The 21,307-nt window shown below is 33.3% G+C and carries 16 protein-coding genes, 1 tRNA gene and 1 riboswitch; of the genes, 11 read left to right on the forward strand and 6 right to left on the reverse strand.

What is annotated here, in order from left to right:
* Window positions 1–269: 269 nt before the first annotated feature.
* The 4 genes from Q8X41_RS01020 to msrA all read right to left on the reverse strand — a co-directional run bounded on the left by Q8X41_RS01020 (window position 270) and on the right by msrA (window position 4,018).
* On the reverse strand, window positions 270–1,106 hold the full coding sequence (locus Q8X41_RS01020; protein WP_397538411.1) for an SH3 domain-containing protein: 837 nt from the start codon (window positions 1,104–1,106) through the stop codon (window positions 270–272).
* A gap of 256 nt (window positions 1,107–1,362) precedes the next feature.
* Entirely contained in the window at window positions 1,363–2,259 is an 897-nt protein-coding gene (locus Q8X41_RS01025) for a DMT family transporter (RefSeq protein ID WP_397538412.1), read from the reverse strand.
* Between the two features lie 122 nt (window positions 2,260–2,381).
* Window positions 2,382–3,287, reverse strand: a complete 906-nt coding sequence (locus Q8X41_RS01030; RefSeq protein WP_397538413.1) for an AEC family transporter — start codon at window positions 3,285–3,287, stop codon at window positions 2,382–2,384.
* A 203-nt stretch (window positions 3,288–3,490) separates the two neighbouring features.
* Window positions 3,491–4,018 carry a peptide-methionine (S)-S-oxide reductase MsrA gene (gene msrA / locus Q8X41_RS01035; protein WP_397538414.1) on the reverse strand — a complete coding sequence of 176 codons (528 nt, stop codon included), beginning with the start codon at window positions 4,016–4,018 and terminating at the stop codon, window positions 3,491–3,493.
* Window positions 4,019–4,141: 123 nt separating this feature from the next.
* Here msrA and Q8X41_RS01040 point away from each other — a divergent pair, with 123 nt between their 5' ends.
* The 7 genes from Q8X41_RS01040 (at window position 4,142) to Q8X41_RS01070 (ending at window position 11,733) form a co-directional block, all read left to right on the forward strand.
* Complete coding sequence (locus Q8X41_RS01040) at window positions 4,142–5,089, forward strand: LCP family protein (protein WP_397538415.1); 948 nt, start codon at window positions 4,142–4,144, stop codon at window positions 5,087–5,089.
* Between the two features lie 75 nt (window positions 5,090–5,164).
* Complete coding sequence (locus Q8X41_RS01045; protein ID WP_397538416.1) at window positions 5,165–6,367, forward strand: AI-2E family transporter; 1,203 nt, start codon at window positions 5,165–5,167, stop codon at window positions 6,365–6,367.
* 178 nt (window positions 6,368–6,545) lie between these two features.
* Window positions 6,546–7,580 carry an N-acetyl-gamma-glutamyl-phosphate reductase gene (gene argC / locus Q8X41_RS01050; RefSeq protein ID WP_397538417.1) on the forward strand — a complete coding sequence of 345 codons (1,035 nt, stop codon included), beginning with the start codon at window positions 6,546–6,548 and terminating at the stop codon, window positions 7,578–7,580.
* A gap of 12 nt (window positions 7,581–7,592) precedes the next feature.
* Entirely contained in the window at window positions 7,593–8,819 is a 1,227-nt protein-coding gene (gene argJ / locus Q8X41_RS01055) for a bifunctional glutamate N-acetyltransferase/amino-acid acetyltransferase ArgJ (protein ID WP_397538418.1), read from the forward strand.
* On the forward strand, window positions 8,782–9,561 hold the full coding sequence (gene argB / locus Q8X41_RS01060; protein ID WP_397538419.1) for an acetylglutamate kinase: 780 nt from the start codon (window positions 8,782–8,784) through the stop codon (window positions 9,559–9,561). The genes argJ and argB overlap by 38 nt, the downstream gene beginning before the upstream one ends.
* On the forward strand, window positions 9,558–10,700 hold the full coding sequence (locus tag Q8X41_RS01065) for an acetylornithine transaminase (RefSeq protein WP_397538420.1): 1,143 nt from the start codon (window positions 9,558–9,560) through the stop codon (window positions 10,698–10,700). Before argB ends, Q8X41_RS01065 begins: the two co-directional genes overlap by 4 nt.
* Before the next feature lie 538 nt (window positions 10,701–11,238).
* On the forward strand, window positions 11,239–11,733 hold the full coding sequence (locus Q8X41_RS01070; protein WP_397538421.1) for a hypothetical protein: 495 nt from the start codon (window positions 11,239–11,241) through the stop codon (window positions 11,731–11,733).
* 209 nt (window positions 11,734–11,942) lie between these two features.
* Here Q8X41_RS01070 and Q8X41_RS01075 read toward each other — a convergent pair whose 3' ends face one another.
* Window positions 11,943–13,118: an aminotransferase class I/II-fold pyridoxal phosphate-dependent enzyme gene (locus Q8X41_RS01075; RefSeq protein WP_397538422.1), complete on the reverse strand. Its 1,176-nt coding sequence runs from the start codon at window positions 13,116–13,118 to the stop codon at window positions 11,943–11,945.
* Window positions 13,119–13,446: 328 nt separating this feature from the next.
* Between Q8X41_RS01075 and Q8X41_RS01080 the strand changes: the two genes are divergently transcribed.
* The 3 genes from Q8X41_RS01080 (at window position 13,447) to Q8X41_RS01090 (ending at window position 19,291) form a co-directional block, all read left to right on the forward strand.
* Complete coding sequence (locus tag Q8X41_RS01080; RefSeq protein ID WP_397538423.1) at window positions 13,447–15,426, forward strand: methyl-accepting chemotaxis protein; 1,980 nt, start codon at window positions 13,447–13,449, stop codon at window positions 15,424–15,426.
* Window positions 15,427–15,995: 569 nt separating this feature from the next.
* A riboswitch (SAM riboswitch) is annotated at window positions 15,996–16,101 on the forward strand.
* Between the two features lie 79 nt (window positions 16,102–16,180).
* A complete protein-coding gene (gene metA / locus Q8X41_RS01085; RefSeq protein ID WP_397538424.1) occupies window positions 16,181–17,089 on the forward strand; it encodes a homoserine O-succinyltransferase in 909 nt (302 codons plus the stop codon).
* A gap of 249 nt (window positions 17,090–17,338) precedes the next feature.
* A complete protein-coding gene (locus tag Q8X41_RS01090; RefSeq protein WP_397538425.1) occupies window positions 17,339–19,291 on the forward strand; it encodes a GTP-binding protein in 1,953 nt (650 codons plus the stop codon).
* A gap of 226 nt (window positions 19,292–19,517) precedes the next feature.
* On the opposite strand, the gene Q8X41_RS01095 is transcribed toward Q8X41_RS01090, so the two are convergent.
* Window positions 19,518–19,591: transfer RNA gene (locus tag Q8X41_RS01095), tRNA-Lys, on the reverse strand.
* Window positions 19,592–19,917: 326 nt separating this feature from the next.
* On the opposite strand from Q8X41_RS01095, the gene Q8X41_RS01100 reads away from it, so the two are divergent.
* Window positions 19,918–21,186, forward strand: a complete 1,269-nt coding sequence (locus Q8X41_RS01100) for an alpha/beta fold hydrolase (RefSeq protein ID WP_397538426.1) — start codon at window positions 19,918–19,920, stop codon at window positions 21,184–21,186.
* Window positions 21,187–21,307 lie beyond the last annotated feature (121 nt).

The raw sequence follows: 21,307 nt of genomic DNA on the forward strand, positions 1-21,307 counted from the left end.
GAAATAATCGTTGTGTTATGAAACAAAGTGTACTAAAGATAAAAAGAAGTTAGTCAATAACTTGCTTTGACTAACTTCTTTTTCATGTAATTTCATGGTAAGCCCCTTAAAGACTCAACTAAGAGAAATGATGGAGAAACTGCCCGTAAAAGTCCGATTGGTTCAACTAACCATCAGTGGGGATGATGGAACCCCACTGATGGTTAGTTTCACTTTATATTAAGGGGTGTCAAACAGTTCTTAAGGCATATTTGACACGCCACGAAGTATTAATGGATTGCTGAAAGTTCATTTAAAGTCTTACCGTTATATGTTTGTTTGATCAAACCAACTTTGGGAGCATAGTATGAATAGTTTTTGCCTTTACCCTCTTTGACGACAACGACTTTATTGAATGTACCCGCTTTTGTTTTGACCATTTTATTTGTATCAACTATTTTCAAAGTTTGACCATCAAGGCCTTTCCAAGAACTGTTTAGTTTTACAGGATATCTAACTGCTAAAGTTGCGATTCCAATATCTTTATATCCAGAGTAAAGGCCTTTTGAAGTTTCGTACTCCATTCTTCCGTTTGCATCAGGTTCAGAATTGAAATACCAAAAATCAGTTAACGTTTTATTTCCAGAATATAGCTTTTTGAATGTTGCTTTGGAATAAGATTTAAAGCCAGAGCCATTATTTTCTGGGGAATAATATGAATATGTTTTTTTCGTGTTCATTGCATAGTGATTTTTTTTATTAGCTTTTGCACTATATAAATATTTTGATTGGATATAACCGGTATCAAATTGTAAGGAAACCTTTGACCAGCCATTGTTATAATTTTTTAAGACAACTACACCTTGGTCATTTTTTATAGAATCCATCACATTACTTTTTGTAGAAGCTTTTTCATATATTTTAATTGTTTTATTAGTACGAATTAATTTGAATGATTTAATAGATGCTGTTTTATATGTAGAAGTAGATTCACTTTGAGATGCTTTAGTAATATTTGTAACATTTGATGCAGCCGCTGATTCTGTTTGCAAAAGTAAAGAAGAAACTGTCCCAAAAGTTAGAGTAGCGATCAATGTCATCGAAATAATGGATTTGTTTTTCATCATTAATTCCTCCTTAAATTAAATATATATTACAATTGTTACAAAAAGCAAGTATTAATTGTAATAATTGAAAAATGATTATTTAGAAGTATCCTTGTACACTACATTGCCTTAAATAGAGAAATATTAACTAAGTTTAAAGTATCAAATTAGGGATTTCATTCATTTTAAGTCATATTAATAGACTAGTAAGCATAGGGGGAGGAAATAAAGGAAGTCGTAGAAAATTCTACGACTGAAAAAAGAAAGATGTTATATATTAAAATGCTTCATTAATTTTACGGCTTGTCCAATATACTCCCACCACAACGAGAAGTCCTCCAATTACTTGTGAAGAGATTATTTTTTCACCGATGAAAATAACAGCGAAAATAGATGCAAACACTGGGATAAAGTTTAAGTATATACCTGCACGGTTGGCACCCAAACGAACTACACCTGTATTCCAAGCAATAAATGCTACAATAGAAGCTAATATACCTGTATAAAGAATGGCAAATATTGAAGTAACTGACCAATGAATCAACATAGAAGTTGAGAATGATTCATGGATATAAAACGGTAGTAGCATGATTATTCCTATGGTAATCGAAACAAAAAATGTTGATTGTCCAGGAAGTTCTTTTGCATATTGCTTAACTAATAGTGAATAGATACTCCAAAGAATTACTGCAAAGATAACAATCAAGTCACCCTTATTAAATGTAAAATGCTGCAATGTTTTAAGCGATCCATTTGAAATAATGGTCATTACACCAATAAAAGAAATAGCTGTACCAATCATTTGATTGCGGTTTAATTTTTCTTTAAGAAATATGAATGACAAGATGTAAATAATGACGGGTGTCAACATATTCATCAATGATGCATTAATAGAAGTAGTGTAGTGTAAAGCTATGTAAACAAGCGTATTAAAGCTGGCTACTCCGGTAAAACCCAATATTAAAACAATTATCCAATGTTTCTTAATTTGTGACCAATCTCGTTTAAGTGCAGTAAACGTAATCGGAAGAAGCACGATTAACGCAACACACCATCTAAGAAATGCTAATGTAAATGGTGGTAAATCATTTGCGACAGCACGTCCAATAACGAAATTTCCACCCCATAAAATTGTTGCTAATAATAACAGCACAACTGGAGGAATATTATTCATCGAAAGACCTCACTTTAATAAAATTAATATACGCGAACGTAGTTTCAACTAGAAAAGTATTTATGAAATTGATTCAAAAATGAAAAAGGAAATTGATGTTTTTTTTATTCAGATAATTTTTATTAAATCCCTAAAAAATGCAACACAACAGGGATACTGAAAATACTGATAATCGTTGTGATAAATGTTGTAAATGATACTAAATCTGGTTCTGTATCAAATTGTAAGGCTAGCATTGTCGTATTTGCGGCTGCTGGCATTGCTGCTTGAATAATTAGAACGGATTTTATTAAATCACTTAAAGGCATAAACCACAAAATTGCGGTTGCAACAAGTGGAGATACAAGGATACGAAGAAAGCTAACGGATGTAACAAAACGGTATTTAACACGTGTTTTCTTAATGGAAGCGAGTTGCATACCTAATACAAGCATGACTACAGGAATAGAGGCATCAGCAACTAGATCAACGCCATTCATTACTGACTTTGAAATATTTACATGAAACAGTTGTAGCAAAATCCCGATTATACAAGCATATAAAACAGGCATTCTAAAAACGTTACGAAGTGCTTGTTTGACAGTAGCTTGTCCTTTTCCACCAATTGCTGCAAAGAAAATGCCAAGAGAATTCATTAATAATGAATGTAAAACCATGATAATAACAGCTATATTAAATCCTGGAGAACCTAATGCGAACATTACAACAGGTGCACCATAATTTCCGCTATTCATAAAGACAGCACCAAGCATCATAGCTGAAATTTCAGATCGTTCTGCTTTAAGAAAATTAGCCCAAATCCATGTGAGTATAAACAATACAATGACTAACAAAATTGCAAATATACATATGTATAAATAATCCATTGTCAATGCAGTTGTATAAAATGTACGAAAAGCTAAAAAAGGCGACATTAAATACAACGATACGGTAGATATGGTTTTGATATCAAAACCGATGATCTTTTGTCCGAAATAACCAATAAGGAAAACAATTAACACTGGTAAAATAATTAAAAATAAATCCACTGATTTCACCTCTTATTAATTTTACGGCTCTTATTCTTTCGTTCTTCCAAATAATAGCAATAATTATTGTAAGAAAAATGTATAATTATTAGCCATTTTGAGAATTTTTATACTAGAATTAAAAATAGGGGTACATAACAAAAAGATATGTACCCTGAGATGAATCCTATTTTAAACTAGAGCGTCTTTACATAAGAATGTGACTACCAATTATCTTGTAGAAACTCATCGCGACCAGATGTAGCGCGATCCTTTTTATAATGTTCAGAATTCTTTTTGTAAAAATCTTGATGATAATCTTCAGCTTGATAAAAGGTTTTAGCAGCTCTAATTTCAGTTACGATAGGTTTCTTGAACCGACCACTATTCGCTAAATCTAGTTTAGATTGTTCTGCTGATAATTTTTGTTGTTCTGAATGATAAAATATGGCAGCGCGATAATTGCTTCCACGATCTTGGAATTGACCTCCATCATCAGTAGGATCAATTTGTTGCCAGAAGACTTCTAATAATTTTTTATATGGGAAGACTTCTTCGTTAAAAACAATCTGGACGACCTCTAGATGCCCAGAGGAACCTTTTTTTACATCTTCATATGTAGGATTTTCTAAGTTGCCACCCATATAACCTGAAGTTACACTATGTATGCCATCCCATTCAACAAATGGTTTGACCATACACCAAAAGCATCCACCGGCAAAAGTAGCAGTTGAAAGAGTTGTTACTGTCATTTATATGACCTCCTCAAGTCAAATTTGGTGTAAATATACTTGCGTAGAATAGTTTCTACAACTATTATGTAGTGTACATGATAACTTCCTAGAAAAAAAGAAGTAATGAAAGGGGAATGTCATATGGACGAAAAGCGACAAACACATGTCCGTAAGAAAAAAAGAAAATTAAGAAAAGGTCGTACTTTTTTAATTATAGTTATTCTACTAGCTGTTGTTGCTGGTATTTACTCATATACACAATATAAAGCAGGCCTTAAAATAGCATCTAGTACTGGTATAGCCAAAAAAACAGAACAATTTAAAGGAGATACACAAACGAAATCGAATGTTGAAAATATCCTATTATTAGGCGTTGATTCACGTGGTGAAGCAAGATCCCGTACTGATTCCATGATATTAGTAAATTGGAACAAAGATACTAATGATGTCAAAATGGTTTCCTTTATGCGTGATATCTATGCAAATATTCCTGGATATCAATCATATAAACTGAATACTGCTTATTACTTAGGCGGTGTACAATTATTAAAAAATACTTTACAAAATACTTTTGATGTTGAAATTAATCATTATGCATTAATCGATTTTAAAAGCTTTGAATCATTAGTGGATATCATTGCACCAAATGGTGTCAAAGTATATGTGGATCATGATATGTCTCAAAACATTGGCGTCAGTTTAAAAAAAGGTGAACAACGATTAAATGGGAAAGAACTTTTAGGATTTTCACGTTTCCGTCACGATAATCTAGGTGACTTTGGCCGTGTTGATCGACAACAAAAAGCACTAGAAGCTCTTAAAAAAGAAGCTCTTTCACCAAGCAATTTCAAAAACTACCCAAAATTATTAGGTGCTGTTAAAGGTTTTGTAGAAACGGATATTACAGACCGACAAGAATTATCTTTTATACTTCCTATTATTAAAGGTAATATTAAAATGGAACGATTAACAATACCTGTAGAACATAGTTATAGCTATGGCTATTATCCACAAGCGGGTTCAGTACTAGAAATTAATGTTCAACAAAATCAACAAGCTTTAGATAAATTTCTTGGTTCTAATAAGTAATATATGAGTATAATGGTAAAAAGAAGATAGAGAGAAATAATTTTTTGAGAGTGTAATAAAAGAGGGGGAAATTCATTGCAACCAGAAAAACGATCATTTTTTGCAACAAGGTTTATCCAGTTTCTGGGTGGCAAAAATCTGTTGTTTGGGTTAATTACATTACTATTATTAGGGGTCATCATTTTAATATATGATAAAATTTCCTTCATCTTTTATCCAATTATAGTTTTTTTAAGAACTGTTGTTTTACCCGTAATATTAGCGATGATCTTGTATTATTTACTAAGACCGGTTTTACATTTATTGATGAAATTGAAAATCCCGAAAATTTGGGCGATCCTCATTATTTATATCGTAGGTATCGGTCTCATCTCATTGTTTGTTACACTCGTATTTCCGTTTTTAAAAGGTCAATTTATGAATTTGATACAAGAGTTTCCGAGTTACTTTATGCAAGTTGTCCATTCAGTTCAAGACGTGATTGAGAGCTCAAGTTTTAGTGAAACATTAGCAAAATACAATTTTGATTTGAATGAAGTATTAAATAATATTTCAAATCAATTAAATGCCACTGTAAAAGATGCAGCAAAAGAATTAGGATCCGGTTTAGCAACCGGTGTTACAGGCTTTATCTCAACATTGACAGGGATTGTTTTGGCAATCGTTACAGTTCCATTTATCTTGTTTTATTTACTAAAAGATGGAGAAAAGTTACCAAAATATATACTGAAACTTCTTCCACCACGTATGCGTGAAGATACTGCACATGTATTTCATGAGGCAGATCACCAAATTAGTAGTTATATTCAAGGTCAAATTTTAGTTGCATTTTGTATTGGAGTCATGGTGACAATAGGTTTTTTAATCATCGGTTTAGATTATGCAGTTGTTTTAGGGGTCTTAGCGATGTTAACAAGTGTTGTGCCATATCTGGGCCCGATTATTGCGATTACACCAGCAGCTATTATTGCAATTGTAAATGCTCCAATTATGTTACTTAAATTAGCTGTTGTTTGGACGGTTGTACAATTAGTAGAAGGTAAATTTATCTCACCACAAATTATGGGGAAATCTCTCCACGTACATCCGATCACGATTATATTCGTATTATTAACAGCAGGCTCTCTCTTTGGTGTACCTGGAGTTGTTCTTGGAATCCCGGGATATGCCGTGTTAAAAGTATTTGTAACACATCTATTTTATTTATTTAAAAAACGTTATAACAAATACACCGATCATCCAGAATTAGAATATGAAATAAAAGATTGGAAAAAATAAATCATAACGAAAACAAAGACATTCTGTTGACGTTCAATCGTCTGCAGGGTGTCTTTTTTATGCTTTAATAATGAATAAGATCCTTTTTGATAAAAAATTCAATAAATAATAAAAATACAATTGACTTTATAAATATTCAGAAATATAATAGTTACATCATAAACAAGAGGTGAGAGCAATGCAGGTTGGAATAATTGGAGCAACAGGGTTTGGAGGTCTAGAATTATTAAGGTTTTTGTATAATCATTCAGAAATTGAAAACATCCATCTATTTTCTTCTTCAGAAGATGGGGTGGAATTTTCGAATAAACATACACATCTGCGAAAAATTATAGACCAGCCATTACAAAAAATTATACCTGAAGCATTGCAAAAACTAGATGTTATCTTTACAAGTACTCCATCTGGCGTATCAAGCAAACTAATTCCAGAAATTTTGACGGAGAAAGTAAAAGTGATTGATCTTTCTGGTGACTTCCGCATTAAAAATGCAGAAGATTATGAAAAATGGTATAAATTATCTCCAGCACCACAAAAATTACTCGATCAAAGTGTATATGGATTAACAGAATGGAATGGAAAAGAAATTCAAAAAGCCAATCTAATTGCTAATCCTGGTTGTTATCCAACAGCTGTTTTGTTGTCTCTTTTACCGCTATTGCATGATCAACTGGTAGATTCAGAGAATTTAATTATCGATGCGAAAAGTGGAATAAGCGGAGCAGGTAATAAACCGAATGCAAATAATCAATTTTGTGAAACAAATGATAATACATCAATTTATAAAATTAATAAACATCAACACATTCCTGAAATTGAGCAGGCGCTATCAATGTTCGCGTATTCAGATCATCCGATTACCTTTTCAACACATTTGGTTCCAATGAATCGAGGAATAATGGCTACTAGCTATGCAAAGTTACAACCAGGTGTAACAAAAAGCGATCTTCTAAATAGTCTTCATAACAAGTACGATCATCATCAATTTATTCGAATTATTGGCGATGCAACAAAAGTTAGTACGACTCAAGTTCGAGGAACAAATTATTGTGATATTCATATAAATGTAGACGAACGAACAGGTCGTGCCACAATTATTTCGGTGATAGATAATTTAGTTAAAGGTGCAGCTGGCCAAGCAATTCAAAATATGAATTTAATGTTTGGTCTAGAAGAAACACAAGGATTAACACAAATTCCAATATGGATTTAAGGAGTGAAGAATATGACTTTAATGACAGAAAACTTAATGCGAAGTGCTAGCCTTAATATCATTTCACCAAAAGGATTTAAAGCAGCAGGAATCCATTGTGGTGTAAAACATAAAAAGAAAGACTTAGCGATTTTAGTGAGCGAAGTACCTGCAAATGTAGCAGGTGTGTTCACTACAAACGTGATCAAAGCAGCGCCATTATTATTATCCAAAGAAGTTGTGCACAACACAGGTAAAATGCAAGCGATCATCGTCAACTCAGGAAATGCCAATGCATGCACAGGGAAACAAGGTGCAGAAGATGCCTATACCATGCAAAAATTAACTGCAGAAAAATTGGGGATATCTTCAAACTTGGTAGGTGTTTGTTCAACTGGTGTTATCGGTGAATTAATGCCAATGGATACAATCAAAGCAGGAATAGCAAATATCGAAGCAGGCTCTCAATTAGAAGATGCTCTAGATTTTTCACAGGCCATTCTTACTACAGATACAGCAACAAAGCATACAGCTTATACGATAAAAATTGATGGCAAAGAAGTGATCTTAGGTGGAGTTGCAAAAGGGTCTGGCATGATTAAGCCGAATATGGCAACCATGCTAGCATACGTTACAACAGATGCGAATATCAGTCATGAAACTTTACAAGGATTACTTATAGACACGACAGAAAAAACATTTAATGCGATTACAGTTGATGGTGACACGTCTACTAATGATACTGTACTTGTTCTCGCAAACGGTTTGGCTGGAAACAATGAGTTAACACCTGATCATCCTGAATGGAATGTTTTTACTGAAGCATTTAATGCAGTATGTGAAGATTTGTCTAAAATGATTGCAAAAGATGGGGAAGGTGCTACAAAACTAATCGAAGTTAACGTTACAGGTGGAAAAACAGAATTAGAAGCATTGCAAATTGCAAAAACTGTGGTAGGGTCATCCTTAGTAAAAACAGCCGTGTTTGGCTGTGATGCGAATTGGGGAAGAGTCATTTGTGCTGTAGGATACAGCGGTATGACAGTTAATCCTGAAACAATCACCATCCAAATCGGTTCAACAACTGTTGTAGAATTCGGTGAACCAATTCCGTTTTCAGAGGAAGTGTTAAAGGAATATTTGAAACAAAATGAAGTGAAAATTGCTGTAGATATGGGAATCGGTGAAGGAATAGGAACAGCATGGGGGTGCGATTTAACATATGACTATGTCCAAATCAATGCTACATACAGATCCTAAGATAATTGTCATCAAACTAGGAGGAAGTATGTTAGAAGGCCTTGACTCATGTTTTTTTGAGGCTCTTAAAAAGTATCGAATGGAAGGTTTTCAGATTGTCATTGTCCATGGTGGTGGACCGATGATTAATGCAGAATTGGCGGAGAATAACATTGCCTATAAAACGGTTAATGGTATTCGCTATACTTCAAAAGAAGCTGTCGGAATTGTACAAGATGCATTAGTTGAAAAAGTGAACCCTTTTTTAACAAAACAACTCAAATCAACTAGTATTCAAGCTATAGGACTAAACGGTATAGATGGTAGCATTTTTGAAAGTGACTTTCTTGATCAAAATGTATACGGTTATGTAGGTAAAATAAAAAAAGTTCATCATGAAAAAATACAAAGCTATTTACTTTCTGGCCAATTGCCTGTTATTGCATGTTTTGGAGCAACAAACAGTGGGGTCCCGCTTAACATCAATGGGGATACAGTGGCAAGTGACATTGCGTTAGCTATAGGGGCTGAAGCCTTGGTTCTTGTTACTGATACAAACGGTATTAAGATACATGGTGAGGTACAACAAGAAGTTCATCCAGAAAAAATTGATCAATGGATTGAATCAGAAGATATATATGGTGGTATGATTCCGAAAGTAACAGCAGCGATTGAATGTTTAGAAGCAGGAATTCCGGAAATTCATATTGTAAATCAATATTTTGAAGGAACAAAAATTGCAAAAGAGGGTGTCTGTTTATGAGCGCATTATTCGGAAATTATACAAGAAGACCAATTCAACTTGTTAAAGGAGCAGGTACCAAAGTATGGGATGAAAAAGGAAAGACTTATTTAGATTTTACTAGTGGCATTGCAGTATTAAGTCTTGGCCATGCAAATCCTATTTTAGTTGATACCATTAAACATCAAAGTGAACTATTATGGCATACTTCTAATTTGTTCGAAAGTAAGTATCAAGAACAATTAGCGGAAAAATTAGTAAGAGATACGCACTTAACATATGCATTTTTCTGTAATAGTGGTACTGAGGCAAATGAAGCAGCTATAAAATTAGCAAGAAAACATACGGGTAAACACAAAATCATTACTTTTTTACACTCTTTTCACGGTCGAACTTTTGGTGCAATGTCAGCAACAGGACAACATAAAGTACATAGTGACTTTGGACCGATTGTTGAAAAATTTGAATATATTCCGTATAACGATGTGGAAGCTTTACTTGCTACAGTTGACGACGAAACAGCAGCGATTATGTTAGAAGTTGTTCAAGGAGAAGGTGGTGTAAATGTCATTACACCAGAATTCGCTGAAGCAATTAAAAAAGTATGCGAAGAAAAAGGTATTTTATGCATTGTTGATGAAGTGCAAACGGGAATTGGTCGTTCAGGTACGGCTTTTGCGTATATGCAAACAGCCTTAAAACCACATATTGTAACACTCGCAAAAGGCTTAGCTGGTGGATTTCCAATTGGTGCAATGCTTGGTACAGCAGAGTTATATGATAGTTTTGGTCCCGGTACTCACGGCTGTACATTTGGTGGGAATCCATTAGCGATGTCAGTTGCAACAACTGTTGTAACTGAAATATTTGATGAAACTTTTTTAGAAAGTGTAAAGAAAAAATCCCAATATTTAAAGGAGAAATTAATAGAAGCATTACCTAAATCAGTTGAAGTTAGAGGTATGGGCTTACTACAAGGTATGACTTGTGAAAATTCTTCTGTAATCGTTGATACTGCAGAAAAGAACGGTTTATTACTCGTAGCAGCTGGCGAAAATGTTGTTCGTCTTTTACCGCCACTAACCGTAACCTACGACGAAATTGATGACGCAGTTGCAATTTTACAAGCTATAATTCCGGCTACAACATCAGTCAAATAACATCAGTGAATTAAAGCGCTCAGAGAACCGCCATTCACAAGCAAATAACCTCTTTTTAGTGCTTACAATAAGCGGAAAGGAACGGGTACCTTTTCACTTATTGGAAAGCACAATTTTTATTCTTTCTTTAAAAGTATTTTTAGGGAAACCTATCAAAGAAAAAGAAAATCTAAGATAGTGAGATCGCTCTACTGTATGAATTATAATATAACTTGGAAAGAAACAACTTCGTTTATTCAACTGTATATTCTGATTTTATTGTTAGTATTCGACAGCAATTTACTTAATTACTGCTGGATGAGATTAAACTTCACCTTTTTATAGTAGAGTTTATTTACAAGTCTCAATAAATTTTTCTATTAGCAAACTTTGTTTTCTCCCTTTCTTGTACAGTTATTGGCTTTGTGATTAGCATTGTAAAATAAATTCTAATTAAGAATAATAGTTAACAAAAAAATAGTCTGCTATAGAGGATCAATTGTCCAACCTTTTTTTAAAGCTACAACTTCAACTATAATAGTAGAAAAGGGGGCATTTTATGCGATATGAAAGTTTTGAAGGAATTATTAAAGAAATAAAAGAACGAACCTTGATTTATTGTAAGATTAAATATTCAGATCAAACTATCTTGCTAAAATTAAATGCTTCTATCCCTATTGTACATGGTAAAAGTTTTAATTTACTAAATATGAATGATTTAAAGGTTGGGCAATTTTTTAAAGCATATGTTCAAAGTCAAGATTTTGAATATGGAAAAGATTCATTAGAATATAAACCCTCCATATTTGTAGTAAATGAAGCAGAAAAATTTTTTGAGGTAACGATTGGTCAATATGATGAAAAGTCAAATATGTTAGGTAATGAATTACTCACACGAATAGATGAGAGTGCAATAATTAGCTCCACTACAGGATTGTTAAAATATAAAGAAGGTATGTTTAAAGAACGTGATTTAGCGGCATTTTACAAGATAAGAACGCTCTCAATCCCACCAAAAGCAACTCCTCAACTTTGGGTTATTTTGGGAAAATAAATAATAAATAAAATAAGCTCCTTGATGTAGTTTTTGTGAAAATGCTATGTTAAGGAGTTATTTTTATGCTTATTATTTACCTCGATAGTCTATATAAGAAAGAAATAATTAGCACTAAGTATAAAACACATTGAAGTTTTAGATATTCTCTAACCCAAAAAAACAAGTTTACATTCAGTAAACTTGTTTTTTTAACTTAATATTTTTTTCTAGGCTTCAATCTTAGATAGCTTTCCCAGACGTTCAACTGCTTCACTTAATAATGCTTCATCTTGAACTAATGCTACACGGACATAATTTTTTCCAGCTTCCCCGAAGATTGAACCAGGTACTATAACGACACCTGTTTCTTCTATCACTTTGAAAACAAAATCGATATCATTCAGTTCTTGCATTGGATATTTTGCCCAAACGAACATACCACCATTTGAAGGTGTAACTGTCCAGCCAATGTTTTTTAAACCTTCCATTAGGGTACTATGACGCTTTGTAAATACAGCACGCATACGATCTGTAATTTCTTCAGCATTGTCTAAAGCAACACAAGCAGCATCCTGAATAGGTTGGAAAGTACCAAAGTCAAGATTTGATTTTAGCTCTTGAATGATCGAAATCATCTCAGCATTTCCTGCGATATATGCGATACGTGATCCAGCTAAACTAAAGCTTTTTGATAGTGAATTAATCTCCATACCAACTTCTTTAGCACCAGGAGTAGATAAGAAACTCATTGGTCTACCACCATCAAAATAGAACTCTGAATATGCAGAATCATGAAGTACGATAATATTGTGTTTTTTTGCAAATTCAACGACTTTTGCAAAAAATTCTTCAGATGGCATAGCAGGTACTGGATTACCAGGTAAATTTAAAATCATCAATTTAGCTTTTTCTGCAATTTCCGTTGGAATTGCATCTAAGTCTGGTAAAAATGAGTTTTCTTCTAATAAAGGCATATAATAAGGAATCGCTTCGGCTAAGTGAATACCGGCATCATAGGCTACATAGGCGGGATTAGTTGATAAAACATAATCCCCAGGGTTACAAAAAGCCATTGGTAAATGAACTAAACCTTCTTGTGAACCCATTGTTTGAATAATTTCTGTTTCGGGATCTAAATCTACATTACTGCGGCGTTTATAGTAATTTGCTACAGCTTGATAGAATTTTTTTGTTCCGCCTAAAGTATAACCATAAGAACTTGCCAAAGCTGCTTGTTTTGAAAGTTCCATACGAACCTTCTCATCTGGTGGTAGATCTGGGCTACCTAGACTTAAATCAATTATCTTTGTACCAGTAGCTGCTTTACGAGTGGCGGCGGCCTTTAAATCTCCGAATATTGCTTTTGGAAACATAGCCATTTTCTTTGATCTTTCGATTTTCACTAGTAAGCACTCCTTAGTTGAAATATAAATTTAACAAATATTCTACCATATTTATCTATTATATAACAGAGAAATATATATAAATTTAAAAAATATAAATAAGTTCATTTAAAGCTTGAAGTATAGTATACATCGATTTTAGAAGTATCATATTCCGAAAAAATCAAGTATTAGTGTGAATTTTCATAAAAAATTAAATTATTTGTGAAGTATTTTGTCGAAATTTGTTATACTATTAAGGTGGGAAAATTCATGAGTCTTTATTACCGGATTAAAGTTAATAAATATAGTATTTATTACTGTGAGGCTTAGAAGGGAAAAGAATAAAATGGGTAAAACAATTAAGTGGAAAATTATAAGTACAGTTATTTTACTGGTTGCTGTAGGATTAGTTTTACTGAATATTGTCAGTACATATACAGTAAATAAAAAAACAGATGCTAGTTTAATCGACCAGAGTCAAGTAATGGTAACTGAAATGTCTTCATCAATTGAAAATTATCTTGGTAACTATGAAAAAGGTCTTATTCAATTTTCTAAATCAAGTGAAGTTCTTAATAATAAAGGCAAGTCATCTAAAAAAATCTTAAATGGAAAGTTCAATGATTTCTTATCAATCTATGACTCAACAACTTCTGTATACTATGCACAAACGAACCGACATTTAGATATTATGCCCGAAGTTGATTTAGGTTCTGATTTTGATCCTACATCACGAGATTGGTATAAAAATGCTTCCAATAATCCAGATAAAGTATATTGGACTGCTCCATATATTGATCAAGCAACAAAGGAATATACGATATCTGCTGCAAAAGCCGTAGTGAAAGATGGCGAAGTTATTGGTGTAGTAGGGACTGATATTTTGTTATCAAACTTATCAAAAGAAATTTCTAAAAGGGAACTTGGGTTTAATGGTTATCCGGTTATTATCGGAAACAATGGTACAGCAATTGTACATCCGACAAAATCTGGTCAAGATTTATCAAAATATTCATATGTCAAAAAAATGTTTGATAGCAGTAAGGAAAAAGGCGTTGTATATGATGATGAAGGAGGTAAATCGTACATAACTATTTACAATACCTTACCTAACTTAAAGTGGAAAATTGGGGCAGTTTATGATGAAGGGCAAATTCACAAAACAGCTACAGATATCCGAAATATCTTTGTTATTGTTTCAATTATTCTATTAGGTATCCTTTTTGCTGCACTAGTAGGAGTTATTGCCAAAATTACAAAACCAATAGGTGCATTAAGAAAGTTAATGGATCAAGTTGCAAACGGTGATTTAACCGTCCATTCACGATACAAAGGCAATGATGAAGTGGGACAACTGTCACAAGATTTCAACAAAATGACAGAAAATATGAATTCAATTATACGAGTTGTAAAAGATTCATCTTTTGAAGTGAATGATAACTCTATCAAATTAAATTCTTTAGCTGAGGAGACCAATGCTTCAAGTGAAGAAGTTACGGCTGCAATAGGTGAAATTGCTGAAGGTGCAAGTAATTCTGCGGGTCGTGCAGAAACTGCTGGCGAACATGCGCATTCATTAAGCATCCAAATTAATGATATTCACGAAAAAGCTATTGGCATGAAGGTTATCGCAGAAGAAGCACAACAAGTAAATAAAGGCGGCCAAATGCAAATAAATAAATTACAATCCACATTCGCTGAGTCAGAAAATAGTATGTCAGAAATGGCGAATGTAATATTGGCATTGGAAAGTAAAATCAACTCAATTAATAGTGTTATGCAAACAATAATGGATATTTCAAATCAAACAAATTTATTGGCACTTAACGCTAGTATTGAAGCAGCAAGAGCAGGAGAACATGGAAAAGGCTTTGCTGTCGTAGCAGAAGAAGTTCGAAAATTAGCAGAGCAATCAGCAACGGCAACTGAAGAGGTTCGAGAAACTGTCAATGCATTACAATTAGAATCAAAACAAGTAACAGAACAAATGATAGTAACCAAAAAAACTTTCCAATCACAAAATGAAGTGGTGGAAATCACAAGTGAAACTTTTGGTAATATTTCGAATCTAGTTCTTCGTCTTGAAGAATCAATCTCAGAAGTTACTAAAGATGTATTAGAAGTAACGAATTTTAAAGATGAAGTAGTTGATATTATTCAACTAATGGCAGCAACTTCTGAAGAAACAGCAGCAGCATGTGAAGAAGTAAGTGCCTCTTCAACAGAACAATTAAATGCGATCGAATCGGTTTCGGTATCTGCCGAAAACTTAACTCAATTAAGTGAAAATCTTTCAAAAGCCGTTAAAAAATTTAATATAGATTAGTGAGTCTTTTTCAAAAAATTCACGAACATTAAATGGTCTATTGTTATATGCCATATTTATTAGAACATTATTTATGAAGCGGAAGATGGCGAGTCCTCGAAAATGCATTCGCATTTCCTTTGTGAGGTGTTGATTCAGTGAAGTCCATTCATTGTCCTGCGACGAAGCTAGCGAAGCGATGCAGGAGCACAATGTTTTAGCTTCCGAGGAGGCTCAACGCTCGCTCAGCACGAAAGCGCCATCTGGAGCGGCTTACTAAGTAAATACTTAAAATGAAATATTATACGAATTATTGACTTGCTTATTTAGAAAATATTCATATTTTTTAATTAGGAAAGCGTTTATGAAATTGGTTCTAGTACATTAAAAGATTATTAAAATTGAATAAATAACCCAAACGTTTAAGTCAAACGTTTGGGTTATATTACTTAAAATGTGTGAAACATCTTATTGCCTATAAAAATAATATGTTTAATAGCCTTTGTAAATCAACGTTTATTTAGAAATTTAATTTTCAGAAAAGTTTGCATTAATAACATTAACATGTTAGGATAATATTAATTACATAACTCTTATCAAGAGAAGCTGAGGGAAATGGCCCGATGAAGCTTCAGCAACCTCTGCATTGCAGAAAGGTGCTAAGTCCTACAAGACATTCGTCTTGGAAGATAAGAAAAAGAAGCTCAGATTTTAAACCTCTTTTCTTATCATAGAAAAGAGGTTTTTATTTTAATATGAAAAGGAGTGTTCACGAATGCCAATTAATATTCCAATAGATCTACCTGCCACAGAACTTTTAAAGAAAGAAAAAATCTTCGTAATGGATGAGGATCGTTCAAATAGCCAAAATATACGTCCGTTAAATATAGCAATCTTAAACTTAATGCCTCAAAAAGAGAAAACAGAATTACAGCTTCTTAGATTACTAGGAAACACACCATTACAAACAAATGTAACGTTTTTAAACACTGCAACACATGAATCAAAAAATGTTAGCAAATCCCATTTAGAAACATTCTATACAACATACGAAGAAGTAAAACATCGAAGATTTGATGGTCTTATTATTACCGGGGCACCAATCGAATTAATGGAGTTTGAAGACGTCGACTTTTGGGATGAGATTCAAGCGATAATGGATTGGTCAAAATCAAATGTTACCTCCGTATTGCATATCTGTTGGGGGGCACAAGCAGCACTTTATCATCACTTTGGAATTGGAAAGTTTCCATTACCAGAGAAATGCTCGGGAATTTATCAACATACTGTGAATGATTCAACAATTAAATTATTAAGAGGTTTTAATGATGTATTTACAGCACCCCATTCACGGAACACTTCCGTTTCACTTGAAGAAGTTGAAGCACATCCAGATCTAACTGTATTATCAGCTTCAGATGAAGCTGGGCTATTTATGGCTATTTCAAACGATGAAAAATTAATAATGGTGACTGGACATTTAGAATATGATGCGGACACATTGAAGGAAGAATACGAAAGAGATGTTGCAAAGGGTTTAGATATTGCCGTTCCAGAACATTACTTCCCGAACGATGATCCTACAAAAACACCATTAAATATATGGCGTTCACATACACATCTATTATTTTCAAATTGGTTAAACTACTACGTTTACCAAGAAACACCATATGAATGGGAATAATGAATTCATTCATAGTTATAGTAGTGTAAGCGATTCATATTTTAAACATGAACATTATAATAAAAAGAATTTTTCATTTACAGTCGTTGAAAACCCAAGTAGCATTGTTCAATTCACTTCAAAATAATAGTTTACCGCTGAGAAATTTCAATATCTTTCAGCGGTTTATTTATGCCCAATTACATAAGTATCTATGATGTTTTGCTATAATAGTTACAATGAATGGATGTAAGAAATGAGGAACTCATTATGTTTAAAACAATTGGCGTTTTAGCTCATGTTGACGCAGGGAAAACTACTTTTTCTGAACAATTGCTCTATCATACAAATAGTATAAAAGAACGTGGACGTGTCGATCACAAAGATGCATTTTTAGATAATCATGCAATTGAACGAGAAAGGGGGATTACCGTTTTTGCTGAGCAAGGTCGTATCGTTATCGGGGATGATACATATACAATTATCGATACACCAGGGCATGTCGATTTTTCTCCTGAAATGGAAAGAGCGATTCAAGTTTTGGATTACGCAATTGTTATTGTCAGTGCAGTGGATGGTATTGAGGGCCATACAGAAACAGTTTGGCAACTTCTAAGAAAATATAATATTCCTACTTTTATTTTTATCAATAAAACGGATCGTGAGGGTGCGAATGTTTCTGAAGTAATGGATGAAATGCAGCAGGAATTATCTCAGAATATTATTTCGATTACAAATCAACTAACGGATCATTCAATTTCAGATCAATTATTGGAATTTATTGCAGAACGAGATGAAGAACTATTTGAAAAATATATAGAACAAGATATAAATACTCAACAGTTTCTAGATATATTTCGCCAATTAATAAAAAATGGAGAGGCATTCCCATGTGCTGAGGGCTCAGCATTAAAGGACATTGGGGTTATGGAATTTTTCGAGCAGCTTATGACTCTAACTCAAACGAGTTTTAATAGTGAAGTGCCTTTTACTGCAAAAGTTTTTAAGATTCGGCATGATGAAAAAAAGCAGCGGATTATATTTATGAAGGCTAAGAAAGGAAAGTTAAAAGTTCGTGATGAACTTCATTTTGGTGAGATTTCTGAAAAAGTAACAGAGATTCGCCTATATAATGGGGAACAATATGAGGTTGTGAAAGAAGTACTAGCTGGAGAAATTTTTGCAGTAACAGGCATCACACAAGCCGCAATTGGAGATGTAATCGGAGGAATTGATCCTGATAGTAAGCAAATCTTTGAACTCATACCTACATTACAATCCAGAGTGATCAATGAAGGTACTGATCATATAAAAGATGTATTAGCTAATTTCAGATTACTAGATGCCGAAGACCCGTCACTTCATGTTTTATGGAGCGAAAAATTCCAAGAAATTCATGTCCATGTTATGGGCGTTATTCAATTGGAAGTGCTAGTCGAAGTTGTAAAGGAACGATTTGGACTTCAAGTACATTTTGAAAACCCTCAAATTTTATATATGGAAACAATCGATAATTCAGTATCAGGATTTGGACATTTTGAGCCTTTGAAGCATTATGCTGAAGTGCATTTGCGTATGGAACCAGCAAAAAGAGGAACTGGAATCCTATTTGAAAATGCATGCCATGCGGATGATTTATCAGTTGGGCATCAACGATTAATCGAACAGCACATTTTTGAAAGAGAACATCATGGGCTTTTAACTGGATTTCCGATAACGGATATTAAATTTACACTCGTCACTGGGCGAGCCCATATTAAGCATACGGAAGGTGGCGATTTCAGGGAAGCAACATATCGAGCTATTCGACAAGGCCTTGAACAAGCTTCAAATAGACTTTTAGAACCTTATTATACTTTTAAAATAAAAGCTTCTAGTGAGTTTGTTGGTCGCATGATGACAGATATTCAACAGGCAAGTGGGGAGTTCGAATCACCTAATATAATAGAAGGAAAAGTAATTATCAAAGGTCGAGCACCTGTTTCTACTTTTATGAATTACAGTTCAATATTTGCATCATATACAAATGGGAAAGGTGCACTTTCATTAACATTTAGTGGCTATGATTCTTGCCATAACAAAGAAGAAGTAATTGCGAAGATTGGCTATAACAAAAATGCAGATCCAGAATATACATCATCAAGCATCTTTTGTGCAAAAGGAAAAGGTTATCCAGTACCATGGGAGGAAGCAGAAGCAGTTATGCATTGCTTAAAAAAATAGAAAAAGGTGTTAATTGGTGAAAAATGGCCAATTAGCACCTTTTTAATATGAAATTATCTTAAGTATTAAATCTGGATTATTCATATTTATTCCAATAAATTATCTAGGCAATTTTAGCAGTTGTATATTGGGTTTAGAGTTAATAAATAATCTAGTTTAAAATAATATTTTAATATAGAAAAAGAAAAAGAAGAACTTCATCCCGGATGATGTTCTCCTTTAGGTATGGGCGTAGTGGGGGTCGAACCCACAACCCCCTGATTAAGAGTCAGGTGCGCTAGCCAATTGCGCCATACGCCCGTATGCCGTATAACGTAACCATCGTAACGCTATATTCTTATAATGTCAAGAGTAATGGTAAAAATCTACCTGCTCTTATTTTCAGCTTAAGTATTTGAAGTTTTACAATTCAACTATAATTCAATTGCAAATAAAATGTCTGTTATAGAAGTACTTGAAAGTGAGTTTGTTACATAAATATTAAGATGATTACACTCTGGAATATTATTGGTTTTATGTTTATATATATTACTATATAAGGTAAAATATATAAAATATGATTTATTTAGTATAATAATTAAGAGATCAACTTATAAATGTAAAATTAAAGATTTTAGGAGGAAAATATGAAAAAGCTATGGATTTTACTTGTTATGGTGATTTTGTTAACTGGTTGTGGTTCGACAAAAGATGGAAATAAGGAGGCTGGTCAGATGAATGAAAAATTTCTAGGTGATTGGGCAGGTGAGATCGAAATACCACAATCACCATTGACGATTAATTTGAAGCTTGATAAAAATGACGGTTCTTTATCTGTCCCAGAACAAGGATTAAAGAATTATCCTTTTGAAAACATTACTTATGATGGCAACGATTTAGATATAATGATTAATTTACAAGGTTCCAAAATCAAAATCATAGGAAAATTGAAGAAAGATATAATTGAAGGTACGCTAATACAGAATGGTCAAACATTTGCGATTAAATTAAAGCCATTTGAAGAACAACCTTTATTGTATGAAGAAATTTCTGTTCCAGTTGAAAAGGGACAACTGAAAGCTGCATTAGAAAAACCTACTAAAAACGAAAAGTCTTACCCAGTAGCGATTATTATTTCAGGTTCAGGCGCAACAGATAAAGATGGTAATACTGCTGGAATGGGGAAAAACGATAGTTTGAAGATGTTAGCTGAAGGACTTGCAGACAAGGGAATCGCTTCCATTAGATATGATAAACGTGGGGTTGGTGAGAACACTTCTTTAATTAAAAAGGAAGAAGATTTATCAATAGAACAATATGTAGATGATGTGTTGAAAATCGTAGCATATATAAAATCAAATCAGCAATTCAAAGAAATTTACATTATCGGACATAGTGAAGGTTCACTAATAGGTATGCTTGCAGCAAGGAATGCAGATATAGCTTCATTTATATCGCTTGCAGGTGCAGGTAGACCTGCAGATAAACTGTTATTAGAACAATTAGAAGGGCAATTACCACCTGCATTAATGACAGAAACAAAAGATGTAATAACTTCTTTAAAAAATGGGAAAACCGTCCAAAATGTATCAACAGAGCTTCAAGCATTATTTAGACCTTCAGTACAACCCTACTTAATGTCATGGATGAAATATGATCCGTCAAAAAGTATTCAGAATGTAAAGTCTCCTGTTTTAATTATTCAAGGCACAAATGATTTACAGGTATCTAAGAAAGATGCACAGGCATTAAAAGCGGAAAAAAATGAAGCAAAATTAGTATACATAGATGGGATGAATCATGTATTAAAAAATGCTCCGGCTGATAGAGCGGGGAATTTTGCTACTTATACGAATCCAAAGTTACCGTTACATGACGAGCTTGTTCCGTCGATAGTAAAATTTATCACTAAATAAAGGATTCAATATTCAATTGAATAAAAGATGATTACTGAACTGACAAGTACAGTAATCATTTTTTTATATTATTTTGAAAACTATATTGTGTTTTTACATCCAAGAGAGTAATATTATGGGA

It is taken from the genome of Rummeliibacillus pycnus (assembly GCF_044359855.1).
GTDB classification, from domain to species: Bacteria; Bacillota; Bacilli; order Bacillales_A; family Planococcaceae; genus Rummeliibacillus; species Rummeliibacillus pycnus_A.